23 protein-coding genes are annotated in these 25573 nt (G+C 60.7%); 17 read left to right on the plus strand and 6 right to left on the minus strand.

From position 1 onward, the window contains the following. The 3 genes from tssK to tagH all read right to left on the minus strand — a co-directional run bounded on the left by tssK (position 1) and on the right by tagH (position 3320). The gene (tssK, locus tag BLW70_RS04675) at positions 1-1335 is read right to left on the minus strand and encodes a type VI secretion system baseplate subunit TssK (protein WP_074872042.1); all 1335 of its coding nucleotides are present in this window, start codon (positions 1333-1335) and stop codon (positions 1-3) included. Positions 1336-1351: 16 nt separating this feature from the next. After that, complete coding sequence (tssJ, locus tag BLW70_RS04680; RefSeq protein WP_074872044.1) at positions 1352-1858, minus strand: type VI secretion system lipoprotein TssJ; 507 nt, start codon at positions 1856-1858, stop codon at positions 1352-1354. Between the two features lie 61 nt (positions 1859-1919). Beyond that, entirely contained in the window at positions 1920-3320 is a 1401-nt protein-coding gene (gene tagH, locus BLW70_RS04685) for a type VI secretion system-associated FHA domain protein TagH (RefSeq protein WP_074872046.1), read from the minus strand. Between the two features lie 403 nt (positions 3321-3723). On the opposite strand from tagH, the gene tssA reads away from it, so the two are divergent. The 17 genes from tssA (at position 3724) to BLW70_RS04770 (ending at position 23524) form a co-directional block, all read left to right on the plus strand. Next, positions 3724-4758 carry a type VI secretion system protein TssA gene (tssA, locus tag BLW70_RS04690; RefSeq protein ID WP_074872048.1) on the plus strand — a complete coding sequence of 345 codons (1035 nt, stop codon included), beginning with the start codon at positions 3724-3726 and terminating at the stop codon, positions 4756-4758. An 80-nt stretch (positions 4759-4838) separates the two neighbouring features. Then, positions 4839-5348, plus strand: a complete 510-nt coding sequence (gene tssB / locus BLW70_RS04695; protein ID WP_007894500.1) for a type VI secretion system contractile sheath small subunit — start codon at positions 4839-4841, stop codon at positions 5346-5348. 15 nt (positions 5349-5363) lie between these two features. Then, positions 5364-6857: a type VI secretion system contractile sheath large subunit gene (gene tssC, locus BLW70_RS04700; protein ID WP_074872049.1), complete on the plus strand. Its 1494-nt coding sequence runs from the start codon at positions 5364-5366 to the stop codon at positions 6855-6857. A 234-nt stretch (positions 6858-7091) separates the two neighbouring features. Beyond that, on the plus strand, positions 7092-7580 hold the full coding sequence (locus BLW70_RS04705; protein ID WP_074872051.1) for an Hcp family type VI secretion system effector: 489 nt from the start codon (positions 7092-7094) through the stop codon (positions 7578-7580). Between the two features lie 81 nt (positions 7581-7661). Beyond that, positions 7662-8120 carry a T6SS effector amidase Tae4 family protein gene (locus tag BLW70_RS04710; protein ID WP_074872053.1) on the plus strand — a complete coding sequence of 153 codons (459 nt, stop codon included), beginning with the start codon at positions 7662-7664 and terminating at the stop codon, positions 8118-8120. Continuing rightward, entirely contained in the window at positions 8117-8557 is a 441-nt protein-coding gene (locus tag BLW70_RS04715) for a hypothetical protein (RefSeq protein WP_074872055.1), read from the plus strand. Before BLW70_RS04710 ends, BLW70_RS04715 begins: the two co-directional genes overlap by 4 nt. 10 nt (positions 8558-8567) lie before the next feature. Beyond that, positions 8568-9065 carry a hypothetical protein gene (locus BLW70_RS04720; protein ID WP_235864985.1) on the plus strand — a complete coding sequence of 166 codons (498 nt, stop codon included), beginning with the start codon at positions 8568-8570 and terminating at the stop codon, positions 9063-9065. After that, positions 9059-9571, plus strand: a complete 513-nt coding sequence (gene tssE, locus BLW70_RS04725; RefSeq protein WP_074872059.1) for a type VI secretion system baseplate subunit TssE — start codon at positions 9059-9061, stop codon at positions 9569-9571. Before BLW70_RS04720 ends, tssE begins: the two co-directional genes overlap by 7 nt. Then, entirely contained in the window at positions 9568-11427 is a 1860-nt protein-coding gene (gene tssF, locus BLW70_RS04730; protein WP_074872061.1) for a type VI secretion system baseplate subunit TssF, read from the plus strand. The genes tssE and tssF overlap by 4 nt, the downstream gene beginning before the upstream one ends. After that, on the plus strand, positions 11391-12431 hold the full coding sequence (tssG, locus tag BLW70_RS04735) for a type VI secretion system baseplate subunit TssG (RefSeq protein ID WP_074872062.1): 1041 nt from the start codon (positions 11391-11393) through the stop codon (positions 12429-12431). Before tssF ends, tssG begins: the two co-directional genes overlap by 37 nt. A 4-nt stretch (positions 12432-12435) precedes the next feature. After that, positions 12436-15114 (plus strand): type VI secretion system ATPase TssH, encoded by a 2679-nt coding sequence (tssH, locus tag BLW70_RS04740; protein WP_074872064.1) that lies wholly within the window; start codon positions 12436-12438, stop codon positions 15112-15114. 172 nt (positions 15115-15286) lie between these two features. Next, on the plus strand, positions 15287-17224 hold the full coding sequence (locus BLW70_RS04745) for a type VI secretion system Vgr family protein (protein WP_074872065.1): 1938 nt from the start codon (positions 15287-15289) through the stop codon (positions 17222-17224). A gap of 18 nt (positions 17225-17242) precedes the next feature. After that, positions 17243-17677: a DcrB-related protein gene (locus BLW70_RS04750; protein ID WP_008007718.1), complete on the plus strand. Its 435-nt coding sequence runs from the start codon at positions 17243-17245 to the stop codon at positions 17675-17677. A 12-nt stretch (positions 17678-17689) separates the two neighbouring features. Continuing rightward, positions 17690-22060, plus strand: a complete 4371-nt coding sequence (locus BLW70_RS04755) for an RHS repeat-associated core domain-containing protein (RefSeq protein ID WP_074872067.1) — start codon at positions 17690-17692, stop codon at positions 22058-22060. Next, positions 22060-22539, plus strand: a complete 480-nt coding sequence (gene comJ, locus BLW70_RS04760; RefSeq protein ID WP_074872069.1) for a competence protein ComJ — start codon at positions 22060-22062, stop codon at positions 22537-22539. The genes BLW70_RS04755 and comJ overlap by 1 nt, the downstream gene beginning before the upstream one ends. A 12-nt stretch (positions 22540-22551) precedes the next feature. Continuing rightward, on the plus strand, positions 22552-22893 hold the full coding sequence (locus BLW70_RS04765; RefSeq protein WP_074872070.1) for a hypothetical protein: 342 nt from the start codon (positions 22552-22554) through the stop codon (positions 22891-22893). Positions 22894-23128: 235 nt separating this feature from the next. Further along, entirely contained in the window at positions 23129-23524 is a 396-nt protein-coding gene (locus BLW70_RS04770) for a DUF6124 family protein (protein WP_074872072.1), read from the plus strand. 91 nt (positions 23525-23615) lie between these two features. On the opposite strand, the gene BLW70_RS04775 is transcribed toward BLW70_RS04770, so the two are convergent. The 3 genes from BLW70_RS04775 to BLW70_RS04785 form a co-directional block, all read right to left on the minus strand. Further along, on the minus strand, positions 23616-23891 hold the full coding sequence (locus BLW70_RS04775; protein ID WP_003213368.1) for an HU family DNA-binding protein: 276 nt from the start codon (positions 23889-23891) through the stop codon (positions 23616-23618). A 192-nt stretch (positions 23892-24083) separates the two neighbouring features. Then, the gene (locus BLW70_RS04780) at positions 24084-25232 is read right to left on the minus strand and encodes an NAD(P)/FAD-dependent oxidoreductase (protein WP_074872074.1); all 1149 of its coding nucleotides are present in this window, start codon (positions 25230-25232) and stop codon (positions 24084-24086) included. A 20-nt stretch (positions 25233-25252) separates the two neighbouring features. Next, the gene (locus BLW70_RS04785) at positions 25253-25420 is read right to left on the minus strand and encodes a rubredoxin (RefSeq protein WP_074872076.1); all 168 of its coding nucleotides are present in this window, start codon (positions 25418-25420) and stop codon (positions 25253-25255) included. Between the last annotated feature and the right edge of the window lie 153 nt (positions 25421-25573).

Genomic DNA, 25573 nt, shown 5'->3' on the forward strand with positions numbered 1-25573 from the left:
TTATCCTCGGATCGCCCAGAAAGCCAGGTTCAACCCCGGGAACTGCCCCGCGATGTGGAACGCAAAACCGCCGGAGTTGGCCAGTTGCTGCCAATGCTCGCTGCCCCGGTCCAGTTCGTAATAGGTGGAGCCGGCGTGATAAGGAAGTTGCCGTGGTGCCACCGGCAGCGGCAGCAGGCCAATGCCCGGCAATTGCAGGTTGACCAGGTTGCGGATGTGCTCCACCGAGCCGACCTTGCTCTGTTGGCCGAAGTGACCGCGCAGGGTTTCGGCGGGCACGTCGGCGCGCACCACCAGGATGAAGCTGGCGCTGTCGAGCAGGGTCTTGTCGGCCAGCATCGCCACATGCACGCCGTAGGCTTTTTCGACAATCGGAATCGGCGTGGCCTTGCTGTCGATCAACATCGACAGCGCTTCACGCAAGGCTTGCATCACCGGCGCAAAACTCAGCGCGAGGTTATCGTGCTGGTACTGCGGATATTCCTGCGGTCGCCGCCCGGAAGCGGTAAAGGTCGAGAACTCGCCGGCCAGGCTCACCAGTTCGCTGTAGAACCGCTCGGGGTGCAACGGACTCAACTGGCTCAAGTGCTGAATCAACGGCTGAGCGCGGTTGACCAGTTGCAGCAGCATGAAGTCGGCAATTTCCGAGGCACCGCCGGCACCGGACGCCACCACCCGCCCGGCGAGGGCTTCGCCACGTTGGTGCAGCAGGCCCAGCAGTTCGCTGCGAAACGCGGCCAGCGGTTTGGCGGCGGAGACATCCAGCAGCGGCGGGATGTAAGTGTCGTCGAGCACCAGGGCGCGGTCGGCGCGTTTCTCCTTGATTCGTACCAGGCCGATGGCGGCGTAGTCGCTGATGCCATCCTCGGCAATCAACAATCGCAGCGCCCTGGAACCCACGGCCACTGGCGCACGGTTTTCGAACGGTGCGTTGTCGTCCCGTACTTCGCGCACCTGGCTCACGTAGCGCGCAGCGCCCAGGGTTTCGCCGTCATCAACGGTGTCCCGGGCACCGGCGCGCTTGAGCGGCAAGGCCAGGTACACCAAGCCATCGCGCAGGTTGTCGTCGACATTCAGTGGGCTCGGCGCCAGGTCATCCTGGGGAATGTTGAAGGGCGTGCCGTCCGGCAACAGCCCCCGCGCCGAGATGATTGCCAGTTTGCCCTGGGCCAACAGGCCCTGATCGATCAGCAATTCGGAGAAACCCCAGGCGCCGGCCGATAACGGGCGGCTTCGGGCGTCGATGAGGTTTTCCAGGTAACGGTCATGCTGTTGGAAGTGCTGCGTTCCAATGAACATGCCTTCTGACCAGACCACGCGATTGTTCCAGGACATGGGAGCTCCGATTGCTTTATTGGGCAGGGCTGGATGGGGGAACCACGACGGCGCTGCGCACGGCGCGCACATCGAGGCTGATCTGGTATTCGGTGTATTGGCGCGGCGGGACATTCATCACCGTGCGCCACAACGACTGATCCAGTTCGCGATAGCCCACCAGCACACCGATGTGGCGGGTGGCCGGATCGAGGTCGCGTTGCAGGCTCAATTGCTGGCCGGGCTGGACCAGCACTTCGTCCTGGTCGATCAGGTCTGCGCCGAGCGTCGCCTGGGCCCGTTCGGCCAAGGCGAAATAATCGGCACGGCCGAAGGTGGCGGCATTTTTCAGTTCGAAAATGCGCACCCGGACCGGGGCCGGTTGGCCGCTGGTGCCGGGGTTGAGGCTGGCGATGGCGTGGAAGTGCAACTCGACGGCCGCGGTGTCGGCCTCGGCCTCAGCGGCCTCGGGTTTGACCGTATCCTTGGCACACGCGGCCAGCAGAAGCACGGTGGCGACTGCGAGTAAAAACCTGGGAATCATCCTGCGTCCTCAATGACGTTTCAGCTATCCGTTGTTCCATTTTTTGCTATGAATGGCGCGCTCAGCCGCGACGCTGCCTTGTACTGTGTTGTTCGTAGGCGCGGCTGAATTCCCGACCGAACAGGTCCTGGAAATCCTCTTGGGCCTCACGGGAAATATTGCTGTAGAGCTCGGTGAACTGCTGCCAGTACTGGGCCTGTCGCGAGCCATTGAAAATGCTCGACAGGCCACCGGGTTTGCCCATGCGCTCTTCCAGTTGCGCCGGCTCGAAGCGCGCCAACAGGTGCTTGATCGCCGCTTCCACACCGGCCATCACTGCCAATTGGTGGGCACGCAAATCATCGAAGCTGTCGCGCACCGCCAGGTCCGGCGCCATGAACGCCTGATTGCTCTGGCGCAACAGCAACAGCAAGGCTTCATCGACATTGGGCGCGAATTTCAGCGGATTGTTTTCCACCGGTTGAATCATCGTCTGCTGAATGCGGAACTCGCCCTTGAGACTGCTGCGGGCACGCAAGACATCGATCAGGCCCTCGACCATCAGCCGATAACTGCGGCCGATGCTTTCCATCTGCGCTTCGGCCTGGGCCTTGTCCAGGCGCAACTGATCCAGCCCGGCGCCACGCAGGAAGGCTTGCAACAGGTCGGGCTGAGCGTTGTCGGCCGAACTGACCGGATTGACCGGGCGTTCGACGATGGCCGCGGGCGGTTCGGGGGCCGGCTCGATCGGCACGCGGAGTTCAGGCATGGGGGGCGGCGCAACCTCTGCGACCGGCAAAGGGGCGACCGCTACCGGCACAGGCGTGTCGCTGAACAGATCCCAATCTTCCGGAATCACCGGCATTGACGTCTGCGGCACAGGCTCGATCACAGGCGTTGGATGGGGTATCGGGGTCGGTGGGCGGAAGTCATGCAGCTCGGCCGGGACATGGTCGGGCTGGGTGGCCGGCGGGACGGTGGTCGGTGCCAGGAAGTCGAACAGGTCTGGCAGTGTGTCCATTGCCGACACACCCTGAAAATGTGCAGGTGGTGTCATGGGCAACGACGTCGGGGTAGTCGCAACGGCGCCCTGACGCCCCATCATGGCCTCGAAGCTGTTGGACGAATCAGCGAAAGGGTTGCTGTCGGTCGCCGGCAGACTGAAGTCGATGCGCGCCTGGATTTCGTAATCACCGATTCTAATAACTTCGCCATCTTGCAATGGCTCGCTGTTTCCTTTGCGCAAACGAATACCGGCCTTGACCAATTCCACACCATTAGTGCTGTTATCGGTTAAGTAGTAGCGGCCATCTTTGTATTGAATTACGCAATGTTTGCCGGACACCAAGCGCTCGGGGTCAGGCAATATCCAGTCATTATCCAAATTGCGGCCAATCGCCATCACACCCTGATCCATGGATTTTTCAGAGCACTGACCAGGGGTAATTTTGTGATAACTAGTGATAGTCAAACACAGCGACATCTTGCCTCCTTGCTGAACACTTTGCGCGCGGGCGAGTGAGGGACTTAACGCCCGAGCGACTCGCCGACAACCCTTGCAAACAACCTGAAAAACCACGTTTTACCAGCATGATTGCTGATCTTAACCGTCTTTCGTGACAAAAAACCTGCACCAGTGCCCGCCTCGACCCACTGGTCGCGCGGGTTGTTAAGCACCTCACATCTGTCACACAGGGGAAATAGCTTACCTTGACAAGCCATAAGTACTACACCAAAAATGCACAACTTCTTGAATATGAATGATGGCACTTTAAGATCACCGCGCATCTAAAGGGCCATTACATTCAAGGAAACATGTGAAGCTCCACTTGGAACTAACATGGAACTGCCCGACTCTCGAGCGGGCGATATGGAGATCAAATTCAGTGGAAGTGCCTTTGTTGCTCGCCGCCGTGTCCGCGACTTCGCCTTGTGGCGAAGATCTGGAATATGACGCGGATTTTTTGCACCTGGAACGCGACTCCCTAGGCAAGCCCGAGCGCAGCATGGGCGATTCGATATTGCCTGCCGAACCCCCAGAATGGCGCAGCATCCAGCAGCAAAGCCTGGCGTTGTTGCAACGCAGCAAAGACCTGCGCATCACCCATTTCCTTTTGCAAAGCTCCCTTGCCCTCGAAGGCGTCAGCGGCCTGGCCCGCGTCCTGACACTGATCAGTGAATTGCTCAAGCAATACTGGGCCGACCTGCATCCGCGCCTGGATGCCGAAGACAACAACGACCCCACCGTGCGCATCAATGCCCTCGCCGGCCTGACCTCCGATGTCACCGTTCGCCTGCTGCGCGAAAGCATCCTGGCCCGCTCGCGTGCCTTTGGCCCTGTCAGCCTGCGCGCCGCCGCCAACGCCAGCGGGCTGCAAAGCTTCCCTGACGAAAACCTCGGTGCCGAGCAACTCGCCGGGGCGTTCCTCGACAGCGATCCCGAACAGCTTGAAATCACCCGCGCCGCCCTGCACGAGGCCCGCGGTGCTGCCGAGGCCATCGAACAGCACGTCAGCGAACAAGTTGGTTCCGCCCAAGGCGTTGACCTTGGCCCGTTGAAGCAACCGCTCAAAATGGCTTTGCAGATCCTCGGCCAGTTCGCCCCACAGAGCGGTGACAGCCCCCTGCCCGATACCCTCGGCGACGACAGCGCCGCGCCGGTTGAATACGCCACTACACCGAGCGCACCGAGTGCTCCGCGCAGTACCGGCACTGGCGAGATCAACAACCGCGACGACGTGCTGCGCAGCCTGGACCGGATTCTTGCGTACTACACCCGTCATGAGCCCTCCAGCCCGCTGCCGGTGCTGTTGAACCGGGCGAAGAATCTGGTGCACGCCGACTTTGCGGCCATCGTGCGCAATCTGATTCCCGACGGCATGAGCCAATTTGAAAATCTGCGCGGACCAGACAGCGAATAAAAGCGAACGGATCACGCAGTCACGTCACCGGTATCACCGGTGACGCCAACACCGTCGCTTGAGCGACCAGGAGCAGCAACGTGGCGAAGCAAAGTTCTCAGAAATTCATCGCGCGCAACCGTGCGCCTCGAGTGCAGATCGAGTACGACGTCGAGCTTTACGGCGCCGAGAAAAAGGTCCAGTTGCCCTTCGTCATGGGCGTCATGGCGGACCTCGCCGGCAAGCCCGCCGAGCCTCTGGCACCCGTGGCCGATCGCAAGTTCCTCGAAGTGGATGTCGACAACTTCGACTCGCGCCTCAAGGCCATGCAGCCACGCGTCGCGTTCCACGTGCCCAACGAGCTGACCGGCGAAGGCAACCTGAGCCTGGACATCACCTTTGAAAGCATGGACGACTTCAGCCCCGCCGCCGTGGCGCGCAAGGTCGACTCGCTGAACAAGCTGCTCGAAGCGCGCACCCAACTGGCCAACCTGCTGACCTACATGGACGGCAAGACTGGCGCCGAAGAAATCATCATGAAGGCCATCAAGGATCCGGCGCTGCTCCAGGCACTTGCCAGTGCGCCGAAGCCAGCCGAGCCTCAGGCTTAATCAGGACGAATGATCATGACCGATTCAGTACGTGCAGACGCTCAGACACTGAGCACCACCGAAGAAGCCAGCGAGTTCGCCTCCCTGCTGCTGCAAGAATTCAAACCCAAGACCGACCGTGCCCGCGAAGCCGTCGAGACCGCCGTGCGCACCCTGGCCGAACAGGCCCTGGCACAGACCGACCTGGTGTCCAACGACGCGATCAAGTCGATCGAGTCGATCATCGCCGCCATCGACGCCAAGCTCACCGCTCAGGTCAATCAGGTCATTCACCACCCCGATTTCCAGCAACTGGAAAGCGCCTGGCGTGGCCTGCACTACCTGGTCAACAACACCGAGAGCGACGAGCAACTGAAGATCCGCGTGCTCAACATCTCCAAGAATGATCTGCACAAGACCCTGAAGAAATTCAAGGGCACCGCGTGGGACCAGAGCCCGATCTTCAAGAAGATGTACGAGGAAGAATACGGCCAGTTCGGCGGCGAACCTTACGGTTGCCTGGTGGGCGATTACTACTTCGACCAGTCGCCTCCAGACGTGGAACTGTTGGGCGAACTGTCGAAAGTCTGCGCCGCCATGCACGCCCCATTCATCGCCGCCGCCTCGCCGACCGTGATGGGCATGGGCTCGTGGCAGGAACTGTCGAACCCGCGCGATCTGACCAAAATCTTCACCACCCCGGAATACGCCGGCTGGCGCTCGCTGCGCGAATCGGAAGACTCGCGCTACATCGGCCTGACCATGCCGCGCTTCCTCGCGCGTCTGCCGTATGGCGCCAAGACCGATCCGGTGGAGGCCTTCGCCTTCGAAGAAAGCACCGACGGTGCCGACAGCTCCAAGTACACCTGGGCCAACGCCGCTTACGCGATGGCGGTGAACATCAACCGCTCGTTCAAACACTTCGGCTGGTGCTCGCGCATTCGTGGCGTGGAGTCTGGCGGTGAAGTGGAAAACCTTCCGGCGCACACCTTCCCGACTGACGATGGTGGCGTGGACATGAAATGCCCGACCGAAATCGCCATTTCGGACCGCCGTGAAGCGGAACTGGCGAAGAACGGTTTCATGCCGCTGCTGCACAAGAAAAACACCGACTTCGCCGCGTTCATCGGCGCCCAGTCGTTGCAGAAACCGGCCGAGTACGACGACCCGGACGCCACCGCCAACGCCAACCTGGCTGCGCGCCTGCCGTACCTGTTCGCCACCTGCCGTTTCGCCCATTACTTGAAGTGCATCGTGCGCGACAAGATCGGCTCCTTCAAAGAGAAGGACGAAATGCAGCGCTGGTTGCAGGACTGGATCCTCAACTACGTCGACGGTGATCCGGCGCACTCCACCGAAACCACCAAGGCCCAGCATCCATTGGCTGCGGCCGAAGTGATCGTCGAGGATGTGGAAGGCAACCCGGGGTACTACAACTCCAGGTTCTACCTGCGCCCGCACTATCAGCTCGAAGGCCTGACCGTGTCGCTGCGCCTGGTATCCAAGCTGCCTTCGGCCAAAGGCGCATAAAAGACTGCAGCGGCACGCTTGTGTGGGAGCCGGGCTTGCCCGCGATGGCATCAACGCGGTTCTGCTGAAAAACCGCAGTGCCTGCATCGCGGGCAAGCCCGGCTCCCACAGGTTCTGTGCCTTTACTGGCATTGGACCAGGCTCGAGAAAGCGTGATTCTGCAGTAGCTTTGAACAGATTTCGCAAGGTCGGCGTCAACCAAACAATGTGGTAGAGACCACACAGGGAGAAAACATGGCTGTTGATATTTTCATCAAGATCGGCGACATCAAGGGCGAGTCCATGGACAAGGCCCACAAGGACGAAATCGACGTCTTGAACTGGAGCTGGGGCATGGCTCAGTCCGGCAACATGCACGTGGGCAGCGGCGGCGGTGCCGGCAAGGTGAATATCCAGGACCTGTCGCTGACCAAATACGTCGACAAGGCCACGCCGAACCTGATGATGCACTGCGCCAGCGGCAAGCACATCGACAAGGTCAAGCTGACCGTGCGCAAGGCCGGCGGTGAAAGCCAGGTCGAGTACATGATCATCAACCTGGAAGAAGTGCTGATCACTTCCCTGAGCACCGGCGGCTCGGGCAGCGATGATCGCCTGACCGAAAACGTCACCCTGAACTTCGCCAAGGTGCTGGTGGACTATCAGCCACAAAAAGCCGACGGCACCAAGGACGGCGGGCCGGTCAAGTTCGGCTGGAACATCCGCCAGAACGTCAAGGTGTAATCGAAGAGGCCCCCGGCGTTATGCGCCGGGGGTGTTTTGGTGCTTGCTCGAATCCAATCCTTTCCCTGCGGTGTCTGAGTCATGGCCAAGCCTTCGTTTATTAATTTGTGGAAAGCGTATTCCGATCTGCTGGTTACTCATCCTGACGCAAAGCCTTGCGACGGTCCGTGGGCAAACCAGTGCGCTATCCGTATGAGCATGACGCTCAATGCGGAGCTGACCATCAAGGTCAATAAATCTACCTATACCGAACCCAAATGTGCGCATGAACATGCCAGGGGAGCCGAGTCGCTGGCGAACTGGTTATGGAAGCACCATCTGGGGCGGCCACTGATTCTCGGTGGAAGTGCCGAAGAACGCCGCAAGTTGAAAGACAAGACCGGGCTCATCTTCTTCAAGGACTGTTTCCGGCAGCCTGGGGAAGCTGCAGAAAATCGCACGGGCGACCATATCGGCCTTTGGAATCGCGGTTTTACCATCGGCCGTTACAGTGACCTTACCTACCAATCCAGAGCCATCTGGTTCTGGGAGCTGACATGATCAAATCCAGCCGAAACCTGGCGGCCTTGTGCTGCGTGTTGCCGAGCCTGTGGGCGTGTGCCGGCCAGGAAACTACTCCAGCTTCCGAGGATCAAGTCGTCACCTTGGGCGGACAACGATTGATGCTGGAGAACGATCAGAAGCAATGCGTGTTGCGTAAACCGGATCAGAGCGTGCTGCCCCTCGAAATGCCATGGCCTTGCCAATTTGCTGTCGACCGACAGGGCAAACCTCACGTCGAATCCTTCAACAACGTACCGATCGTGATCGTGCTGCATGTGAACGTTGACCCAGCGAACAGTCGTGAATGCCGGTCCGAGTACCGCGCCATTCGTCAAATCAACGGCCAGCTCGAACCTTCGATCGTCGCACCCAGTGCCAGTTGCTTGCGCGGTGCAGGCGATCAGAAAGACTACACAGCGCTTTTCACTTGGTAAGCGACTTCACATGCAATCGCCCACGACTTTGCGTATCACTTATGACAGGTTGGCTTTGAGGCTTGAAATGACTAAGCGAACCCTGTTGATTCTGCTCTCTAGCGGCCTCCTGTTGAGCGCTAATGCCTGGGCCGAACAAAAGCAACTCGCGGCACCCAGCAACCAAGTCATTTTTGCCGGACAAACACTGACCCTGGAAAACCACGATCAGCAATGCGCCTTGCGCAAACAGGACCAAATCCTCTTGAAACTAGACATGCCGTGGCCTTGTTTTCTGAGTGTCGACCGAAAAGGTCAGCCACGGGTCGAAATCTTCAACAACGCCCAAATCATTATCGTGGAGCACTCCACACCTGAACCCGCTCCGAGCCATGATTGTGACGCTCGGTATCAGGCCATCCGCCAAATCAAAGGCCAGCCCATGGAAGTGTCGAAAGTCGCTCATAGTGCTGGCTGCATGACCGGCGTCATGGACCAGAAAAGTTTCGTGGCGCATTTCTCGTGGTAACCGAAATCGCCACCCGCGATCGTCTGCAACCGTCCCTGCTGGACCGGTTGACCGATGACGACCCGAGCAACCTCAAGGAAAGCGCCGACAAGCGCGTGCTCTCCCTGACTCAACTGAAAGCCTCGGTGCTGCGTGACCTGGCGTGGCTGCTCAACACCACTTCATTGCTCGGCGCCGATGCGACGTTGCACACCCCGGCCGGCACGTCGGTGATCAACTTCGGGCTGCCAGCCCTGGCCGGCAACAGTGCGTCGAATGTCGATATCGCGGCGCTTGAAGCGTTGATCCACCAGGCCATCGCCACGTTCGAGCCGCGGATTTTGCGTAACACCTTGCGCGTGCGGGCCCGGGCATCCGCCGAGATGAACCACAACGCCCTGAGTTTCGAGATCGAAGGCGATCTCTGGGCCCAGCCAGTACCGTTGCGCCTGATGCTGCAAACCGACCTGGACCTGGAATCCGGCCATGTGCGCGTGATCAACGCCGATCAGCGGAGACGCTCATGAACCCGCGCCTGCTGGAGCTGTACAACCAGGAATTGCACCACGTGCGCGAAAGCGCGGCGGAGTTCGCTCAGGAATACCCGAAGATCGCCAGTCGGCTGACGTTGTCCGGCATGGACTGCGCCGACCCGTACGTCGAGCGCTTGCTGGAAGGGTTTGCTTATCTGACGGCGCGGGTACAGCTCAAGCTCGATGCCGAATACCCGACCTTCACCCACAACCTGCTGGAAATCGCGTACCCCCATTACCTGGCGCCGACACCGTCGATGACCGTGGTGCAATTGCAGGCCGACCCCGATGAAGGCTCGCTGAGCAGCGGCTTCCCGCTGCCCCGGGACACGGTCCTGCGCGCCGCCCTGGGCCGCGAAAGCCAAACCTGCTGCGAGTACCGCACCGCCCATGCGGTGACGTTGTGGCCGTTGCAGGTCAGCCAGGCCGAGTACTTCGGCAACCCGTCCGCCGTGCTCGGGCGCCTGGCCGCCAGCGAGCCCAAGGCTAAGGCCGGCCTGCGCCTGACCCTGCGCACCGGCGCCGAACTGCCGTTCAACAGTCTGGCCCTGGACAACCTGCCGTTGTACCTCAGTGGCGCAGACGAGCAGCCCTTCCGTCTCTATGAACAGTTGCTGGGCAATGCCTGTGCCGTGTTCGTCCGTCAGCCCGGCGCCGACTGGGTGGAACGCCTGCCGCAGGACGCACTGCGCTCCCAGGGATTCGACGATACCGACGCCGCGCTGCCGGTGGTGTCGCGAGCCTTCCAGGGCTATCGCCTGTTGCAGGAATACTTCGCCCTGCCCCAGCGCTTTCTGTTTGTCGATTTCACCCAGTTGAGCCGTGCAGTCAAGCGCTGCAATGGCCAGGAACTGGAATTGATCGTGCTGTTCGACCGTCACGATCCGAGCCTGGAAGGCAGCGTCGGAGCCGCGCAGTTCCTGCCGTTCTGCACCCCGGCAATCAACTTGTTTCCCAAGCGCCTTGATCGCATCCACTTGTCGGAACGGGTCAATGAACACCATGTGATCGCCGACCGCACCCGGCCAATGGATTTCGAGATTCATTCCCTGACCACCCTCACCGGCCACGGCACCGGGTCGGAGCAGCCTTTTTTGCCGTTCTATGCGGTACGCGATCCATCTCGCTACGGCCGCGACCAGGCCTGGTACACGGTGCGGCGCGAACCCCGCGTGCTGTCCAGCGGCCAGCGGCGCAACGGCCCGCGCTCGACGTACATCGGCAGCGAAACCTTCGTCAGCCTGGTGGACAGCCAGCAGGCGCCTTATCGCCACGACTTGCGCCAACTGGGTGTCACCGCGTTGTGCACCAACCGCGACCTGCCGCTGTTCATGAGTGTGGGCAACAGCAAGACCGACTTCACCCTGGCCGACAGCGCACCTGTGGCGGCGGTGCGCTGCGTGGCAGGCCCGAGCCGTCCACGCGCCAGCCATGCCCATGACGCCAAGGCGTGGCGATTGATCAGCCAGCTGTCGCTGAATTACCTGTCCCTGAGCGAACAAGGCGAAGGCGCCGCCGCCCTGCGCGAACTGCTGCGCCTGTACGGCGACAGCAACGACGCGGCGTTGCAATTGCAGATCGAAGGCCTGCGCGAAGTCAGCAGCAAGGCCTGCACCCGACGCCTGCCGATGCCCGGCCCGATCGTGTTTGGTCGTGGCCTGGAGATCACCCTGGAATTCGATGAAAACGCGTTTCGCGGCACTGGAGTCTTCTTGCTCGGTGCAGTGTTCGAGCGCTTCCTGGCACGCTACGTGTCGATCAACAGTTTTACCGAGACGGTGATCCGTACCACCGAACGCGGCGAGATCATGCGATGGAAAGCCAAGCCAGGACGCCGTCCGACCCTGTGAATACTCTGGACGCGATGCACCAAGAGCCCTGGGAATACGACTTCTTCCAGGCGTTGCGGCGCATCGAGTGCGAATCGCCTGAGCTACCGCGCCTGGGCCATTCGTTGCGCCTGGCCGATGATCCGCTGCGCCTTGGGCAACAGGCCGATTGCACCTTCGCCCCGGCGACCCTGGCGTCGGTCCAGCCGGGTGTCGATGGTGCGCCGGCGCGCCTGGAGCAGTTTTTTTTCGGCCTCGGCGGCCCCAACGGCCCGCTGCCGCTGCACCTCACCGAATATGTGCGCGAACGTCAGCGTAACAACGCCGACAGCACCAGCAAACGCTTCCTGGATGTGTTCCATCACCGTCTGCTGAGTCTGTTTTACCGGGCCTGGGCCGAAGCGCGGCCGACGGTCAGCCACGATCGCCCGGACGATGACTACTGGTCGGCACGCCTGGCAGCACTGAGCGGTCGGGGCATGCCGAGCCTGCTCAAACAAGGGCTGATCCCCGACACGGCGAAGTTGCATTACAGCGGGCATCTGTCAGCACAAACCCGCTACCCGGACGGTTTGAAGGCCATTCTCAGCGAGTACTTCGGCCTGCCAGTGGCGATTGAAGAGTACGTCGGCCAATGGCTGGAACTGCCGGAACGCAGCCGCGTGGGCGTTAGCGCCCATCAATTGGGCATGGATTTTTGCCTGGGCCGTTACGTCTGGGATCGCCAGCACAAATTCCGCATTCGCCTGGGGCCACTCAAGCTCGATGACTACATGAGCATGTTGCCCGGCAGCCAACCCTTCAATGAGCTGGTGGCCTGGGTCGCCGAATACCTGGGCCATGAACTGGACTGGGATCTGAACCTGATTCTGAAACAGCCCGAAGTACCGGCGCTGCAGCTCAATGGCCGCTTCCGCCTGGGGTTCAATACCTGGCTGGGCAAGCCCGAAAAAGATGCCAAGGACTTAATACTGGCCCGGCATTACGCCGAGCAGGCCAACACCTCACAAACCTCAAGGAGCTAAGAGCATGGGTGAAATCAGTCGCGCCGCGTTGTTCGGCAAACTCAACAGCGTGGCCTACAAAGCCATCGAAGCCGCCACCGTGTTCTGCAAGTTGCGCGGTAACCCTTATGTGGAACTGGCCCACTGGTTTCATCAGTTGCTGCAATTGCAGGACTCGGACCTGCACCGTCTCATCCGCCAGTTCAATATCGAGCCGGCACGCCTGGCCCGGGACCTGACCGAAGCCCTGGACCGTTTGCCACGGGGCTCGACTTCAATCACTGACTTGTCCTCCCATGTGGAAGAAGCCGTGGAACGTGGCTGGGTCTACGGCAGCCTGATGTTCGGCGAAAGCCAGGTGCGTACCGGTTACCTGGTGTTGGGCATCCTCAAGACGCCGAGCCTGCGCCACGGGCTGCTCGGGCTGTCGGCAGAGTTCGACAAAATCAAGGTCGAGGCCCTGAGCGAGCGTTTTGACGAATACGTCGGTGACTCGCCGGAAAATGCGCTCAGCGCCAGCGACGGTTTCAACGCCGGCAGCGTGCCCGGTGAAGCCAGCGGCGCCATGGCCCCCAGCGCCATGGGCAAGCAGGAAGCGCTCAAGCGTTTTACCGTCGACCTCACCGAGCAGGCCCGCAGTGGCAAGCTTGACCCGATTGTCGGGCGTGACGAAGAGATCCGCCAACTGGTGGACATCCTCATGCGCCGTCGGCAGAACAACCCGATTCTGACCGGTGAAGCCGGCGTCGGCAAAACCGCCGTGGTCGAAGGTTTTGCCCTGCGCATCGTCGCCGGTGACGTGCCGCCGGCGCTCAAGGACGTGGAACTGCGCAGCCTCGATGTCGGCCTGTTGCAGGCCGGCGCGAGCATGAAAGGTGAATTCGAACAGCGCCTGCGCCAGGTCATCGAAGACGTCCAGGCCTCGCCAAAACCGATCATCCTGTTTATCGACGAAGCCCACACGCTGGTCGGTGCCGGTGGCGCCGCCGGTACCGGGGACGCGGCCAATTTGCTCAAGCCAGCCTTGGCCCGGGGCACCCTGCGCACCGTGGCCGCCACCACCTGGGCCGAGTACAAAAAACATATCGAGAAAGACCCGGCCCTGACCCGCCGCTTCCAGGTGGTGCAAGTCGCCGAGCCATCCGAAGACAAGGCGCTGTTGATGATGCGCGGCGTGGCCTCGACCATGGAGAAACACCATCAGGTGCAGATCCTTGACGAAGCCCTGGAAGCCTCGGTCAAGCTGTCCCATCGCTACATCCCGGCGCGCCAGTTGCCGGACAAATCGGTGAGCCTGCTGGACACCGCTTGCGCCCGGGTCGCCATCAGCCTGCACGCCGTGCCGGCCGAAGTGGACGACAGCCGTCGCCGCATCGAGGCGCTGGAAACCGAACTGCAAATCATCGCCCGCGAGCACGCCATCGGCATCGTCATCGGCGCCCGTCAGAGCAACAGCGAAAACCTGCTGGCCGCCGAGCGCGAACGCCTGGCCGAACTCGAAAGCCGCTGGGCCGAAGAGAAAACCCTGGTGGACGAACTGCTCGCCACCCGCGCCATCCTGCGCGAAAGCGTTGGTGTGGTAGACCGTGACGTTGGCAGTGAAGACAGCCACGCTCTGCGCGAGAAACTGGTGGACCTGCAACTGCGTCTGAGCGCTCTGCAAGGGGAAACCCCGTTGACTCTGCCGACCGTGGATTACCAGGCCGTGGCCTCGGTGGTCGCCGACTGGACCGGTATCCCGGTGGGCCGCATGGCCCGCAACGAACTGGAAACCGTGCTCAACCTCGACCAGCACCTGAAGAAACGCATCATCGGCCAGGACCATGCCTTGCAGATGATCGCCAAGCGCATCCAGACCTCCCGCGCCGGCCTCGACAACCCGAGCAAACCGATTGGCGTGTTCATGCTCGCGGGCACTTCCGGCGTGGGCAAGACCGAAACCGCCCTGGCCTTGGCCGAAGCCATGTACGGCGGCGAGCAGAACGTCATCACCATCAACATGAGCGAATTCCAGGAAGCTCACACCGTGTCCACCCTCAAGGGCGCGCCACCGGGCTACATCGGCTATGGCGAAGGCGGCGTGCTGACCGAAGCCGTGCGGCGCAAACCCTACAGCGTGGTGCTGCTGGACGAGGTGGAAAAAGCCCACCCGGACGTGCACGAGATCTTCTTCCAGGTCTTCGACAAAGGCGTGATGGAGGACGGCGAAGGCCGAGTGATCGACTTCAAGAACACCTTGATCCTGCTGACCACCAACGCGGGTACCGAGCTGATTGCCCAGGTCTGCAAAGACCCGCAAAACGTGCCCGAGCCCGAAGAAATCGCGAAGGCCCTGCGCCAGCCGCTGCTGGAGATTTTCCCGCCGGCATTGTTGGGGCGGCTGGTGACCATTCCGTACTACCCGCTCAACGACGACATGCTCAAGGCCATTACCCGCCTGCAACTCAACCGCATCAAAAAGCGCGTGGAGAACACCCATAAAGTGGCCTTCGATTACGACGACGCGGTGATCGACCTGATCGTCTCCCGCTGCACCGAAACCGAGAGCGGTGGGCGGATGATCGACACCATCCTGACCAACAGCCTGTTGCCGGACATGAGCCGCGAGTTCCTCACCCGCATGCTCGAAGGCAAAGCGCTGGCAGGGGTGCGAATCAGCGCCCGGGATAATGAATTGCACTACGACTTCAGCGACGCGGCATAGCCCCTGGAGGAATGCGGTCAGTGTGGGAGCTGGCTTGCCTGCGATTGCGGTGTGACATTCAGCATTGATGTCGACTGATATACCGCTATCGCAGGCAAGCCAGCTCCCACATTTGATCCGGTTCCGGCAGGGAGAAAGCGGCGCGGCGATTACAACGTTTACGGGATAACTGATGCTATTCAAGCAACTCTCACGCCTGGCAAAAATCACCAGCCCCCTGGGGCCGGATGCGCTGTTGCTCAAGGACATGGGCGGCGGCGAAGAGTTGGGGCGGCTGTTCAACTATGAGCTGCAACTGCACTCGCTGGACAACGCCATCGACCTCAACCAGTTGCTGGGCAAACCCATGTGCCTGAGCCTGCAACTGGAGGGCGGTGGCGAGCGTCACTTTCATGGCATCGTTGCCCGTTGCAGCCAGAACGTCGACCAGGGCCAGTTCGCCAGCTATCAAGCCACGCTGCGGCCTTGGCTTTGGCTGCTGACCCGCACCTCCGATTGCCGGATTTTCCAGAACCTGACCATCCCGCAGATCATCAAGCAGGTGTTTCGCGACCTGGGTTTTTCCGATTTCGAAGATGCCCTGAGCCGGCCTTATCGCGAGTGGGAATACTGCGTGCAGTATCGCGAAACCAGCTTCGATTTCGTCAGCCGCCTGATGGAACAGGAAGGGATCTACTACTTCTTCCGCCATGAACAGGGTCGTCATGTGCTGGTACTGGCCGATGCTTACGGCGCCCACACCAGTGCGCCCGGCTATGCCTCAGTGCCCTACTACCCCAAGAATGAACAGCAGCGCGAACGCGATCACATCCACGATTGGCACCTGGCCCAGGAAGTCCAGCCAGGTTCGCTGGAACTCAACGACTATGACTTCCAGCGCCCCAGCGCGCGAATTGACGTGCGCTCGACCATGCCTCGTCCGCACACCGCCGGCGACTATCCGCTGTACGACTACCCCGGCACTTATGTGCAAAGCGCGGACGGCGAACATTACGCCCGCACCCGCATCGAAGCCTTGCAGACCTTGCACGAACAGGTCGAGTTCGCCGGCAACGCCCGGGGTTTGGGGTCGGGACATTTGTTCAGCCTCACGGGCTTCAGCCGCCAGGACCAGAACCGCGAATACCTGATCGTCGGCGCCCGTTACTACGTCGCCCAGGAAAGCGGGGAAACCGGCGGCGCGGCTGCTTCGGCACAGTTCGAAAGCAGCCTGACCTGCATCGATGCGCAACAAAGCTACCGCCCCCTGCCCAACACCCACCGCCCTATCGTCAAAGGTCCGCAGACCGCATTGGTGGTCGGCCCCAAGGGCGAGGAAATCTGGACCGACCAGTTCGGCCGGGTGAAGGTGCATTTCTATTGGGACCGCCACGACCAGTCCAACGAAAACAGTTCGTGCTGGATTCGCGTGTCGCAATCCTGGGCCGGTAAAAACTGGGGTTCGATGCAGATCCCGCGGATCGGCCAGGAAGTGATCGTCAGCTTCCTCGAAGGCGACCCGGACCGGCCGATCATCACCGGTCGCGTCTACAACGCCGAACAAACCGTGCCCTACGACTTGCCGGAAAACGCCACCCAAAGCGGCATGAAAAGCCGTTCGAGCAAGGGCGGCACACCGGCGAACTTCAACGAAATCCGCATGGAAGACAAGAAAGGCGCCGAGCAGCTGTACATCCACGCCGAGCGCAATCAGGACATCGTGGTCGAGGTGGATGAAAGCCACTCGGTCGGCCACGATCGCAACAAGAGCATCGGGCATAACGAGACCGTGACCATCGGCAACAACCGCCTGCGTATCGTCAAACAGGAAGACATTCTTTCGGTGGGCCAGCGCAAGACCGACAGCATCAGCCAGAGCTACGTCATTGAAGTGGGCGAGAACCTGCGGCTGGTCTGTGGTGAAAGCATCCTGGAGCTCAATGCCAGCGGCCAGATCAACCTGACCGGCGTGCAAATCAGCTTCTATGCCAGCGGTGATGCCGAGTTCAACACCGGCGGCGTGCTGCACCTGAACAACGGCGGCGGCGCTGGCGCCACGCCTGATGGCCAGGGCGTCAAGGCCAGCATCGACGCCAACATCAACGCCGCGTTTCCCAAGCCCAAGGGCTAATCACGAGATCTGTGTTCCATGACTTACCGAATCAATGAATTCCAGTTCCAACTGCCGGCAGGCGAACTGCAAGACGCCTCGATCAACATCCTCAAGTTCCCTGAACTGGGTACTTCGCTGATTGTCAGCCGCAGCTTGCTGGCCGAGGGTGAAACCCTGCAAAGCAACTTCGACGACCAGCTCAAGCGTCTGGAAAAACAAGTGCAAGACTTGCGTTTCCAACCGGGCGTCGCCGTGCGCCTGGGTGCCAGCCAGGAAGTCGAAGGCATCGAGTTGCGCAGCCAGTTCAACAAGGGCAACGACAAAGTCTTCCAATACCAGTTGGCACTGGTGTTGCCCGGCACCCGCAAAATGCTCGCCCTGAGCTACGTGAAGGCCGAAAAACTCGGCGATGCCGAAGCCGCGCATTGGGCGACCATCAAGAGTTCGCTGTTGTTCGACGTTCCGGCCTGATGAGCACCCTGCATGTCTGATGCACTCTGGGCCGCCCGGCTGGGCGATGCGCTCGACCACACCTCGATGATGGCCGACATCCTCGGCGGCGTGCTGGAGGTAGCGGCCAACATCGCGATCACCGCACTGGCTACCGCTGCCGTGGTGGCGGCCACGGGCATCACGGTCGTCACCGGGGGGCTGGGTTGCGTCGTGCTTGGCCTGGTGGTGGGCACGATCGTCGGCCTTGCCATGAGCAAGACCGGGGCCGACAAGGGCCTGAGCAATTTGTGCGAGAGCTTCAGTAATTCGCTGTTTCCGCCCACGGTGCAGGCGAACATTCTCACCGGCTCCACCAACACCCTCACCAACAACATTCCCGCCGCTCGGGCCGCCGGGGCGATCCCGTCCCATGTCGCGCCGGCCGGCACCGAACTGGAAATGCCCGAGCCGGAAGCCGAAGCCAGTTACCTCGACATGGCCGAGAGCTTCTTCTCCCAGATGTGGCGCCCCACCGTCGCCACCCCAGCACCCGGCGCGGTGCCCAAGCCGCTGGACCTGCTCGTCTGCATGAAGCATCCGCCGATGCCGCCGCAGTTTCTGGCCGAGGGCTCGGACAAGGTCACCATCAACGGCCAGCCCGCCGTGCGCAGCGGCGACCGCAGCACCTGCGATGCCAAGGTCGTATCGTCCGGGCTGATCTCTTCCAACGTGACCATTGGCGGCGGTTCGGTGGTGGTACGCGAGATCCGCAGCGGTAAGACCCCAGGCGTGGGGCTGGCGGTCACGGCGCTGCTGATGCTCAAGGGCGGCAAGGGCAAGTTCTTCAGCAAATTGCCGTGCATGCTGATCGGTGGCGCGACGTCGATGGCCGTCAGCAGCGCGATGGGTGCGATGGCCAACGCTGCCATGGGCTCGTCGAACCCGGTGCACGCGGCGACCGGGGCCAAGGTGCTGGGGGGCGATGAAGAGCTGGATTTCGTGTTGCCGGGCATTTTGCCGATGGATTGGCAGCGCTTTTACAACAGCCGTGACGAGCGGCGCGATGGGTTGTTTGGCGCGGGTTGGAGTGTGTCCTATGAGGTGCGGGTTGAAATCCTGCCGCACCCGGAGGGCGGGGAAACGCTGGTCTACACCGATGAGCAGGGCCGGCGCATCGACATGGGGTCGATTCCTTTGGGCGGTGCGGTGTTCAGTGCCGGCGAAGGGCTGGGTGTTCGACGCCATGTTAATGGGCAGTTGTTGATTGAAAGCGATGACGGTGTGTATCGGTTGTTCAATCCAACGCCGGGCAATACCGCGTTGCTGCGCCTTGATCAATTGGGTGACCGCAATGACAACCGCATCCATCTCGACTATGACGACGTCGGGCAGCTTGTTCGGCTGCGGGACACCTTTGACTTGGTTCAGGTGGAATTGACCTACCTTCAGACACGGGTCAGTCAGGTGGAACGCGTCTACCCTGACCAACACCGTGAAGTGCTGGTGAGCTATGGCTATGACGCCGCCAGCAACCTGGCCGAAGTGCGCGACGCCACCGGCCTGGTACAACGGCGCTTCAGTTACGACGCCGGACAACGGATGGTCGAGCACCAGTTGCCCACGGGGCTGCGTTGTTTCTATGAATGGGCGCTGATTGAAGACCTTGAATGGCGCGTGGTCCGGCACTGGACCGACGAGGGCGACGCTTACCAGTTCGACTACGACCTCGGCGCCGGTGTCACGCGCATCACCGACGGCTTGCAGCGCGTCAGTACACGGCGCTGGAACACCCAGCACCAGATCACCCAATACACCGACAACCTCGGCCACACCTGGCAGTTCGAGTGGAACGACGAGCGCCAATTGCTCAGCGCCACCGACCCACAGGGCGGTCGCTATGAATACAGCTACGACGATGCCGGCAACCTGATCGGCGAAACCGACCCGCTGGGCCGCAGCGATTCGACCTTGTGGCTCGAGCACTGGGCCTTGCCGCTGGTGCAAACCGACGCTGCCGGCAACAGCTGGCAGTACCGCTACGATCAGCGCGGCAACTGTATCGCCGAAACCGATCCGCTGGGCCACATCACCCGCTACCGCTACGACCCCCACGGTCAGGTCGTCGAGATCATCGATGCCACCGGCAAAAGCAAAAAGCTGCGTTGGAACCCGTTCGGTCAATTGATCGAACACATCGATTGCTCGGGTTATCCGACGCGGTTCAGCTACGACAACCGGGGCTATCTGCAAACCATCACCGATGCCCTCGGCGAGCGCACCCAATTCAGCTACGACGCCCAGGGGCGGTTGCTCAGCAGCCAATTGCCGGACGGCCGCACCGAGCAGTATCAGCGCGACGTCAGCGGCCAGTTGATCGGCTACACCGATCCGGCCGGGCACACCACGCTCTACCAACACAACCGTCGCGGCCAGGTGCGCCAGCGCACCGACGCCCATGGCAGGCAGGTGCAGTTCGGGTATGACAGCTACGGGCGGCTGCAAGCGCTGATCAACGAGAACGGCGAAAGTTATCGGTTTACCTGGGACGCCGCGGATCGACTGACCGAACAACAAGACCTCGACGGCAGCGCCAAGCGCTACGCCTATGACCCGCTGGATAACGTCGCGGCGGTAACGGCTGTTCCGGCGCCTTACGGCAACGGCTTGGCCATCGTCCCCCAGACGCCTCTGGCCCCCATCGTTCATCGACTGGAACGCGACGCTGTCGGCCGGCTGATCGCCAAAATCACCGACGATGGCCGTACCGACTACACCTACGACCCATTGGACCAGCTCACCGCTGTCACCTTCACCGACCACCACGGCAACGCACAAACCCTGAGCTTCGCCTATGACGCCCTCGGCCAGTTGCTCGCCGAACAAAGCGCGGCTGGCAGCCTGCAACACCACTACGACGAACTCGGCAACCTGATCCAGACCCAACTGCCCGACGGCCGCTGGCTCAATCGCCTGTATTACGGCAGCGGCCACCTGCACCAGATCAACCTCGACGGCCAGGTTATCAGCGACTTCGAACGCGACCGCCTGCACCGCGAAGTGCTGCGCACCCAAGGCCAGATCAGCACCCGCAGCGAATACGACCGCAGCGGCCGTTTACGCTCACGCCAACGCCGACACAGCAGCCAACCCTCGCTGATGCCGGCAGCGGTGCAGAAACATTTCGAGTACGACCCCGCCGACAACCTGATCGGCAAACTCGACCAGCAACCCGCCGCGCAACATCGCCAACTGCTGCACTACGACGCCACCGGCCGCATCATCGCCAGCCAGGACAGCCTGCAAGGCCAGCGCGAAACCTTCGCCTACGACGCCGCCGCCAACCTGCTGGACGGCCCGCAACCCCGCGCCGGGCTGGTGGTGCACAACAAACTGCTGACCTATCAGGACAAGCGTTACCGCTACGACGCCTTTGGCCGGATGATCGAAAAACGCAGCGCTAAACGGGGCGTGCAGCGCTTCGGTTACGACGCCGAAAGCCGATTGATCGAAGTGCGCAATGACAACGGCAGTGTGGTCAGGATGACCTACGACCCGCTGGGCCGGCGCATCGAAAAAACCGAGCACGACCCCAACGGTTATCCACTGGGAGAAACCCGCTTCACCTGGGACGGCCTGCGCCTGTTGCAGGAACATCGCCATCAACAGACCAGCCTCTACCTCTACGAAGACGAAGGCTACGAACCGCTGGCCCGCGTCGACGGCACCGGCCCGCTGCAAAAAATCCGCTACTACCACAACGACCTCAACGGCCTGCCGGAACAGCTCACCGAAGCGGACGGCCACAACGTCTGGCAGGCGACTTATCGGGTGTGGGGCAACACGTTAGAAGAGGTGCGCGAGCCGTACTACATCGAAGAGCAGAACCTGCGGTTTCAGGGGCAGTACCTGGACCGGGAGACGGGGCTGCATTTCAATACGTTCAGGTTTTATGATCCGGATGTGGGGCGGTTTACGACGCCGGATCCGATTGGGTTGGCGGGAGGATTCAATCTTTACGCATTCGTTCTGAATCCATTCACTTGGTTGGACCCTCTAGGCCTTGCCGGTTGTACGCTGACCAAGGCACGGTCGAAACAGTACGACTACAAACTGCGATTGAAACGCTCAGAATATCCGCAGACGTTCGGTCATATCGACGGTGCAATCAAGAAAGGTCACCCCTACATTGTGACCATTCAACGTGACACCGCTAAGCTCAATCGCAAACTCAGCTTGAAAGACATCAAGACCAAAACAGGCAAGGATCGGGACGAATGGCCGATGGCAATGTTCAAGGAAGGTGGTAACGGCGCCAGCGTCAAATACATCGATCCTGGCGATAATCGGGGTGCGGGCTCGAGTATCGGCAACGCCCTATCCGACCTCCCCAACGGGACCAGAGTTAAAATCGAGGTTTACTGATGAAAAATAATGCTCAATCTGTGGATCTACTGATATCCCACAGCCAAATTCAATTCCGCTCACGGCCCTTTGACGAAACCTCAAGCCAATGGGGCAAAGTTAACTTGGAGCAGGGTGCGGTCCTCCATAGCGACTATGTTGTGTTTGACCCTCTACCCGAAGATGCTTTCGGGGCAAACGTGCACCTGAAACTGGAAGACAGTTTCAACCTCGACCCCTCCACCCAGCGCTGCATCGTCGTGCCATTTCATGTCACGGATCCCGGTCATGTGGAAATTGCATCCGCTGCTGAAAAATTCAAGGTCGAGCTTGATCTAGAGAAACGCGACTATGCGTTGTATTTCGAGGTTTGTGAGGGTGAAGAAATCTTTTACAAAATCACTCTAGTCCCATCAGACAGCAAAACTCCAGCCAGGTACCTGCTGGACGATCCTTGGGGCGGCGAGAAAGACAAGGTACTGGTAGAGGGACTTCGTTAGAAGTTCATCTCTGTGTCCAACAAAAATGGGCACCTGATCCAGGCGGTGTGCCCATTTTTCCAGCTCGCACTCATCATGTTCCCTCGCCATCCGATCAGTCGAATCCATCGCCTCTACGAAGACGAAGGCTACGAACCCCTGGCCCGCGTCGACGGCACCGGCCCGCTGAAAAAAATCCGCTACTACCACAACTTCCAAGCCAATGGGGCAAGATTAACTTGGAGCAGGGTGCAGTCCTCCATAGCGACGTTTAAAACGTTTAAAGGTTACTTCCTGCAAGCTACAACACCTTGCGCCATTGCCTACGGCTACGCCAGAATCCGCCGGCTTGTGCGCCTTGGGGGCGGTCGGTAACTTGGTTCCTGTCACTGCCCATCAGTGATCGGGTTTAGTCGCTCGCTGGTAATTGAAGATGCACAAGCTTCTGTCAGACAGGTATTTCCTACCTGCATTTGATGGTGGCTGTGCGTAGGGCACCTTCGGGTGCGCCGGCTTCTTCAATTCCCCGGTCCGACTAACCTGCGTACAGCTGCCACCCCTTCGTTTAGTCGGCGAAGTGTTGTCAGCATCACTCAAGGAATTGAAGATCATGTTCAAGGTTACTCCCAACCCACCCGACACCGACCCGGTCTCTCCCTACGAAAGCCCCGATTCAAACAAACTCAACGAAGCCGCCGAGCGCGCCCTCGACCATCACTTCCCGCCAGCCGCCCCCAAACCACCCAAACGCAACGGCCAGCTCTTCAGCGTCAGTCCGGGCATCAACCCTGAAACCCTTCTCGCCAATGCCTCGGAAGATTTGCTGTCCATCAGCGCCATCGCCGCCAACCTCGCCGACGATGTGGACGGCTCACGCCGCTCCGTAGCCCTGGCGCTCAGCCGAATGGCCGACGGTGTGCATTTGTTGGTGGAGCGAATGCTGGATCATCTGAATGACCCCGAGATAGCGGCGAATTTCGCCAAGCAACAAAGCCGCGTCATCTAATCCGCCACCCCATAAAAAAATGGGCACCCAACCTGGTTGGCGTGCCCATTTTTTATTCCCGCTCACCCGCTACGCGGGAAGTCGGTGCGTGTTACGGATTAACGCTGTCTTTCAACGACTTGCCTGGCTTGAACGCAACAGTGTTGCTGGCCTTGATTTTGACGGGCTCACCGGTTTGCGGGTTTTTGCCGGTGCGGGCACCGCGATGGCGTTGCAGGAAGGTGCCGAAGCCCACCAGCGTGACGCTGTCCTTGCGGTGCAGAGCGCCGGTGATTTCTTCGAGAACGGCGTTGAGAACGCGGTTGGCCTGCTCTTTGGTGAGGTCTGCTTTTTCAGCAATTGCAGCGGCGAGTTCTGGTTTACGCATTAGTGAAGCCCCTTTGACGGTTTTTTGTTGTTATGTCCGTGCTGTTCTCGTTGGAACAGCGCCCAAAGCGCCGCAGGTGCTCTACTCTGCGGCAGACGGGAGTGAGGATGGCACGCAGTGAAGAGCCGCGCCAGTCTCGGCGCGACCTTTGTAAGGGCAAAAGAGGGGTGATTCCGACAGAACGACCGGTATTTACGCCAGCAGTGCCGGAAGCTCTTTGTTCAGGGCCAGTTTTTCCATCACCGCCGCGCCTGTCAGGGCATAACCCAGCAGTTTGCCGCTGGCATCGCGGCACAAGACCTTGATGTCCGCGCCCTGCCCTTCGACTGTCCAGACGCCCTCTAAACCCCGTGGTGGCGGTGAAACCACCAATGGGCAGACCGGCGTTTTGACGGTGATGGGCATCGGTCCATAGCTCACCGCCGTCGGGTTTCCGGCGAGGGTCTGGGCCAGCGCTCTCGCACAGCTCATGAGGGGCATGACGTACAACAGATTCAGCCCATCGACCTCGGCGCAGTCGCCCAAGGCATAGATATTGGCGTGAGAGGTTTTCAGCTGGCGATCGACCACCACACCGCGATTGACCTGCACACCGGCCGCAGCCGCCAGATCGATGCGCGGGCGCAGGCCAATGGCCGACACCACCACATCGCAAGGGATCACCTGGCCATCGGACAGATGTGCTTCCAGTCCATCTTCAACACGCTGCAAACGATTGAGCACCGGCCCGAGGTGGAAACGTGCGCCCAGACTTTCCAGCCCGGCCTGGACCGCAGCGGCCGCTGCCGGGTGCAACAAAGTCGGCATGACCTGCTCGCACGGTGCAACCAGTTGCACCTCGTAGCCGCCAAGGATCAGGTCGTTGGCGAATTCGCAGCCGATCAGGCCAGCACCGAGCAGCAACACCCGACGTTTGCCGGCCGCCGCGGCACGAAAGCGTGCGTAGTCTTCCAGGTCGTTGATCGGGAAGACTGCGTCCGCCGCGTCGCCTTCGATCGGCACCCGCACGGTTTCCGCGCCCCAGGCGAGGATTAGGTCACGGTAAAACACCGCTTCCTCCCCGATCCACAGACGCTTGTGGCCAGGATCGATGCCGCTGATGCGCGTGTGCGTGCGCACTTCGGCCTTCAACTGCTCCGCCATGGCACCGGGTTCGGCCATGCTCAGCCCGTCAGCGTCTTTGTTTTTGCCGAAACCGGTGGAGAGCATCGGCTTGGAGTAGGAGCGTCCGTCATCGGCCGTAATCAGCAGCAGCGGGGTTTCGCCATCGAGTTTGCGAAACTCCCGGGCCAGGTTGTAGCCAGCCAGCCCGGTGCCGACGATCACGACAGGTGCGTTCATTCCTTGCTCCTCTAAAAGTCTTAGTTGATTTCGATCATTTCGAAATCCATCTTGCCTACGCCGCAGTCCGGGCATAGCCAGTCTTCCGGCACGTCCTGCCATTGGGTGCCCGGCGCAATGCCGTCATCCGGCCAGCCGTCGGCTTCGTTGTAAATCAGGCCGCAGACCACACATTGCCACTTTTTCATTCACGTACATCCTCAGGATTCAGGCTTTTGCCGGCGCGAACGGTCGATGGTTGGAGCGCTGCCGTCCGGCTCAGGGCGTTTTGTACTGATCGGGCCCGGCAGATGCAAGCCTGTTCGACGCAATGGCCGGCCGGATCAATCAAAATCGCAGGC

This window comes from Pseudomonas frederiksbergensis, from assembly GCF_900105495.1.
Lineage (GTDB): Bacteria > Pseudomonadota > Gammaproteobacteria > Pseudomonadales > Pseudomonadaceae > Aquipseudomonas > Aquipseudomonas frederiksbergensis.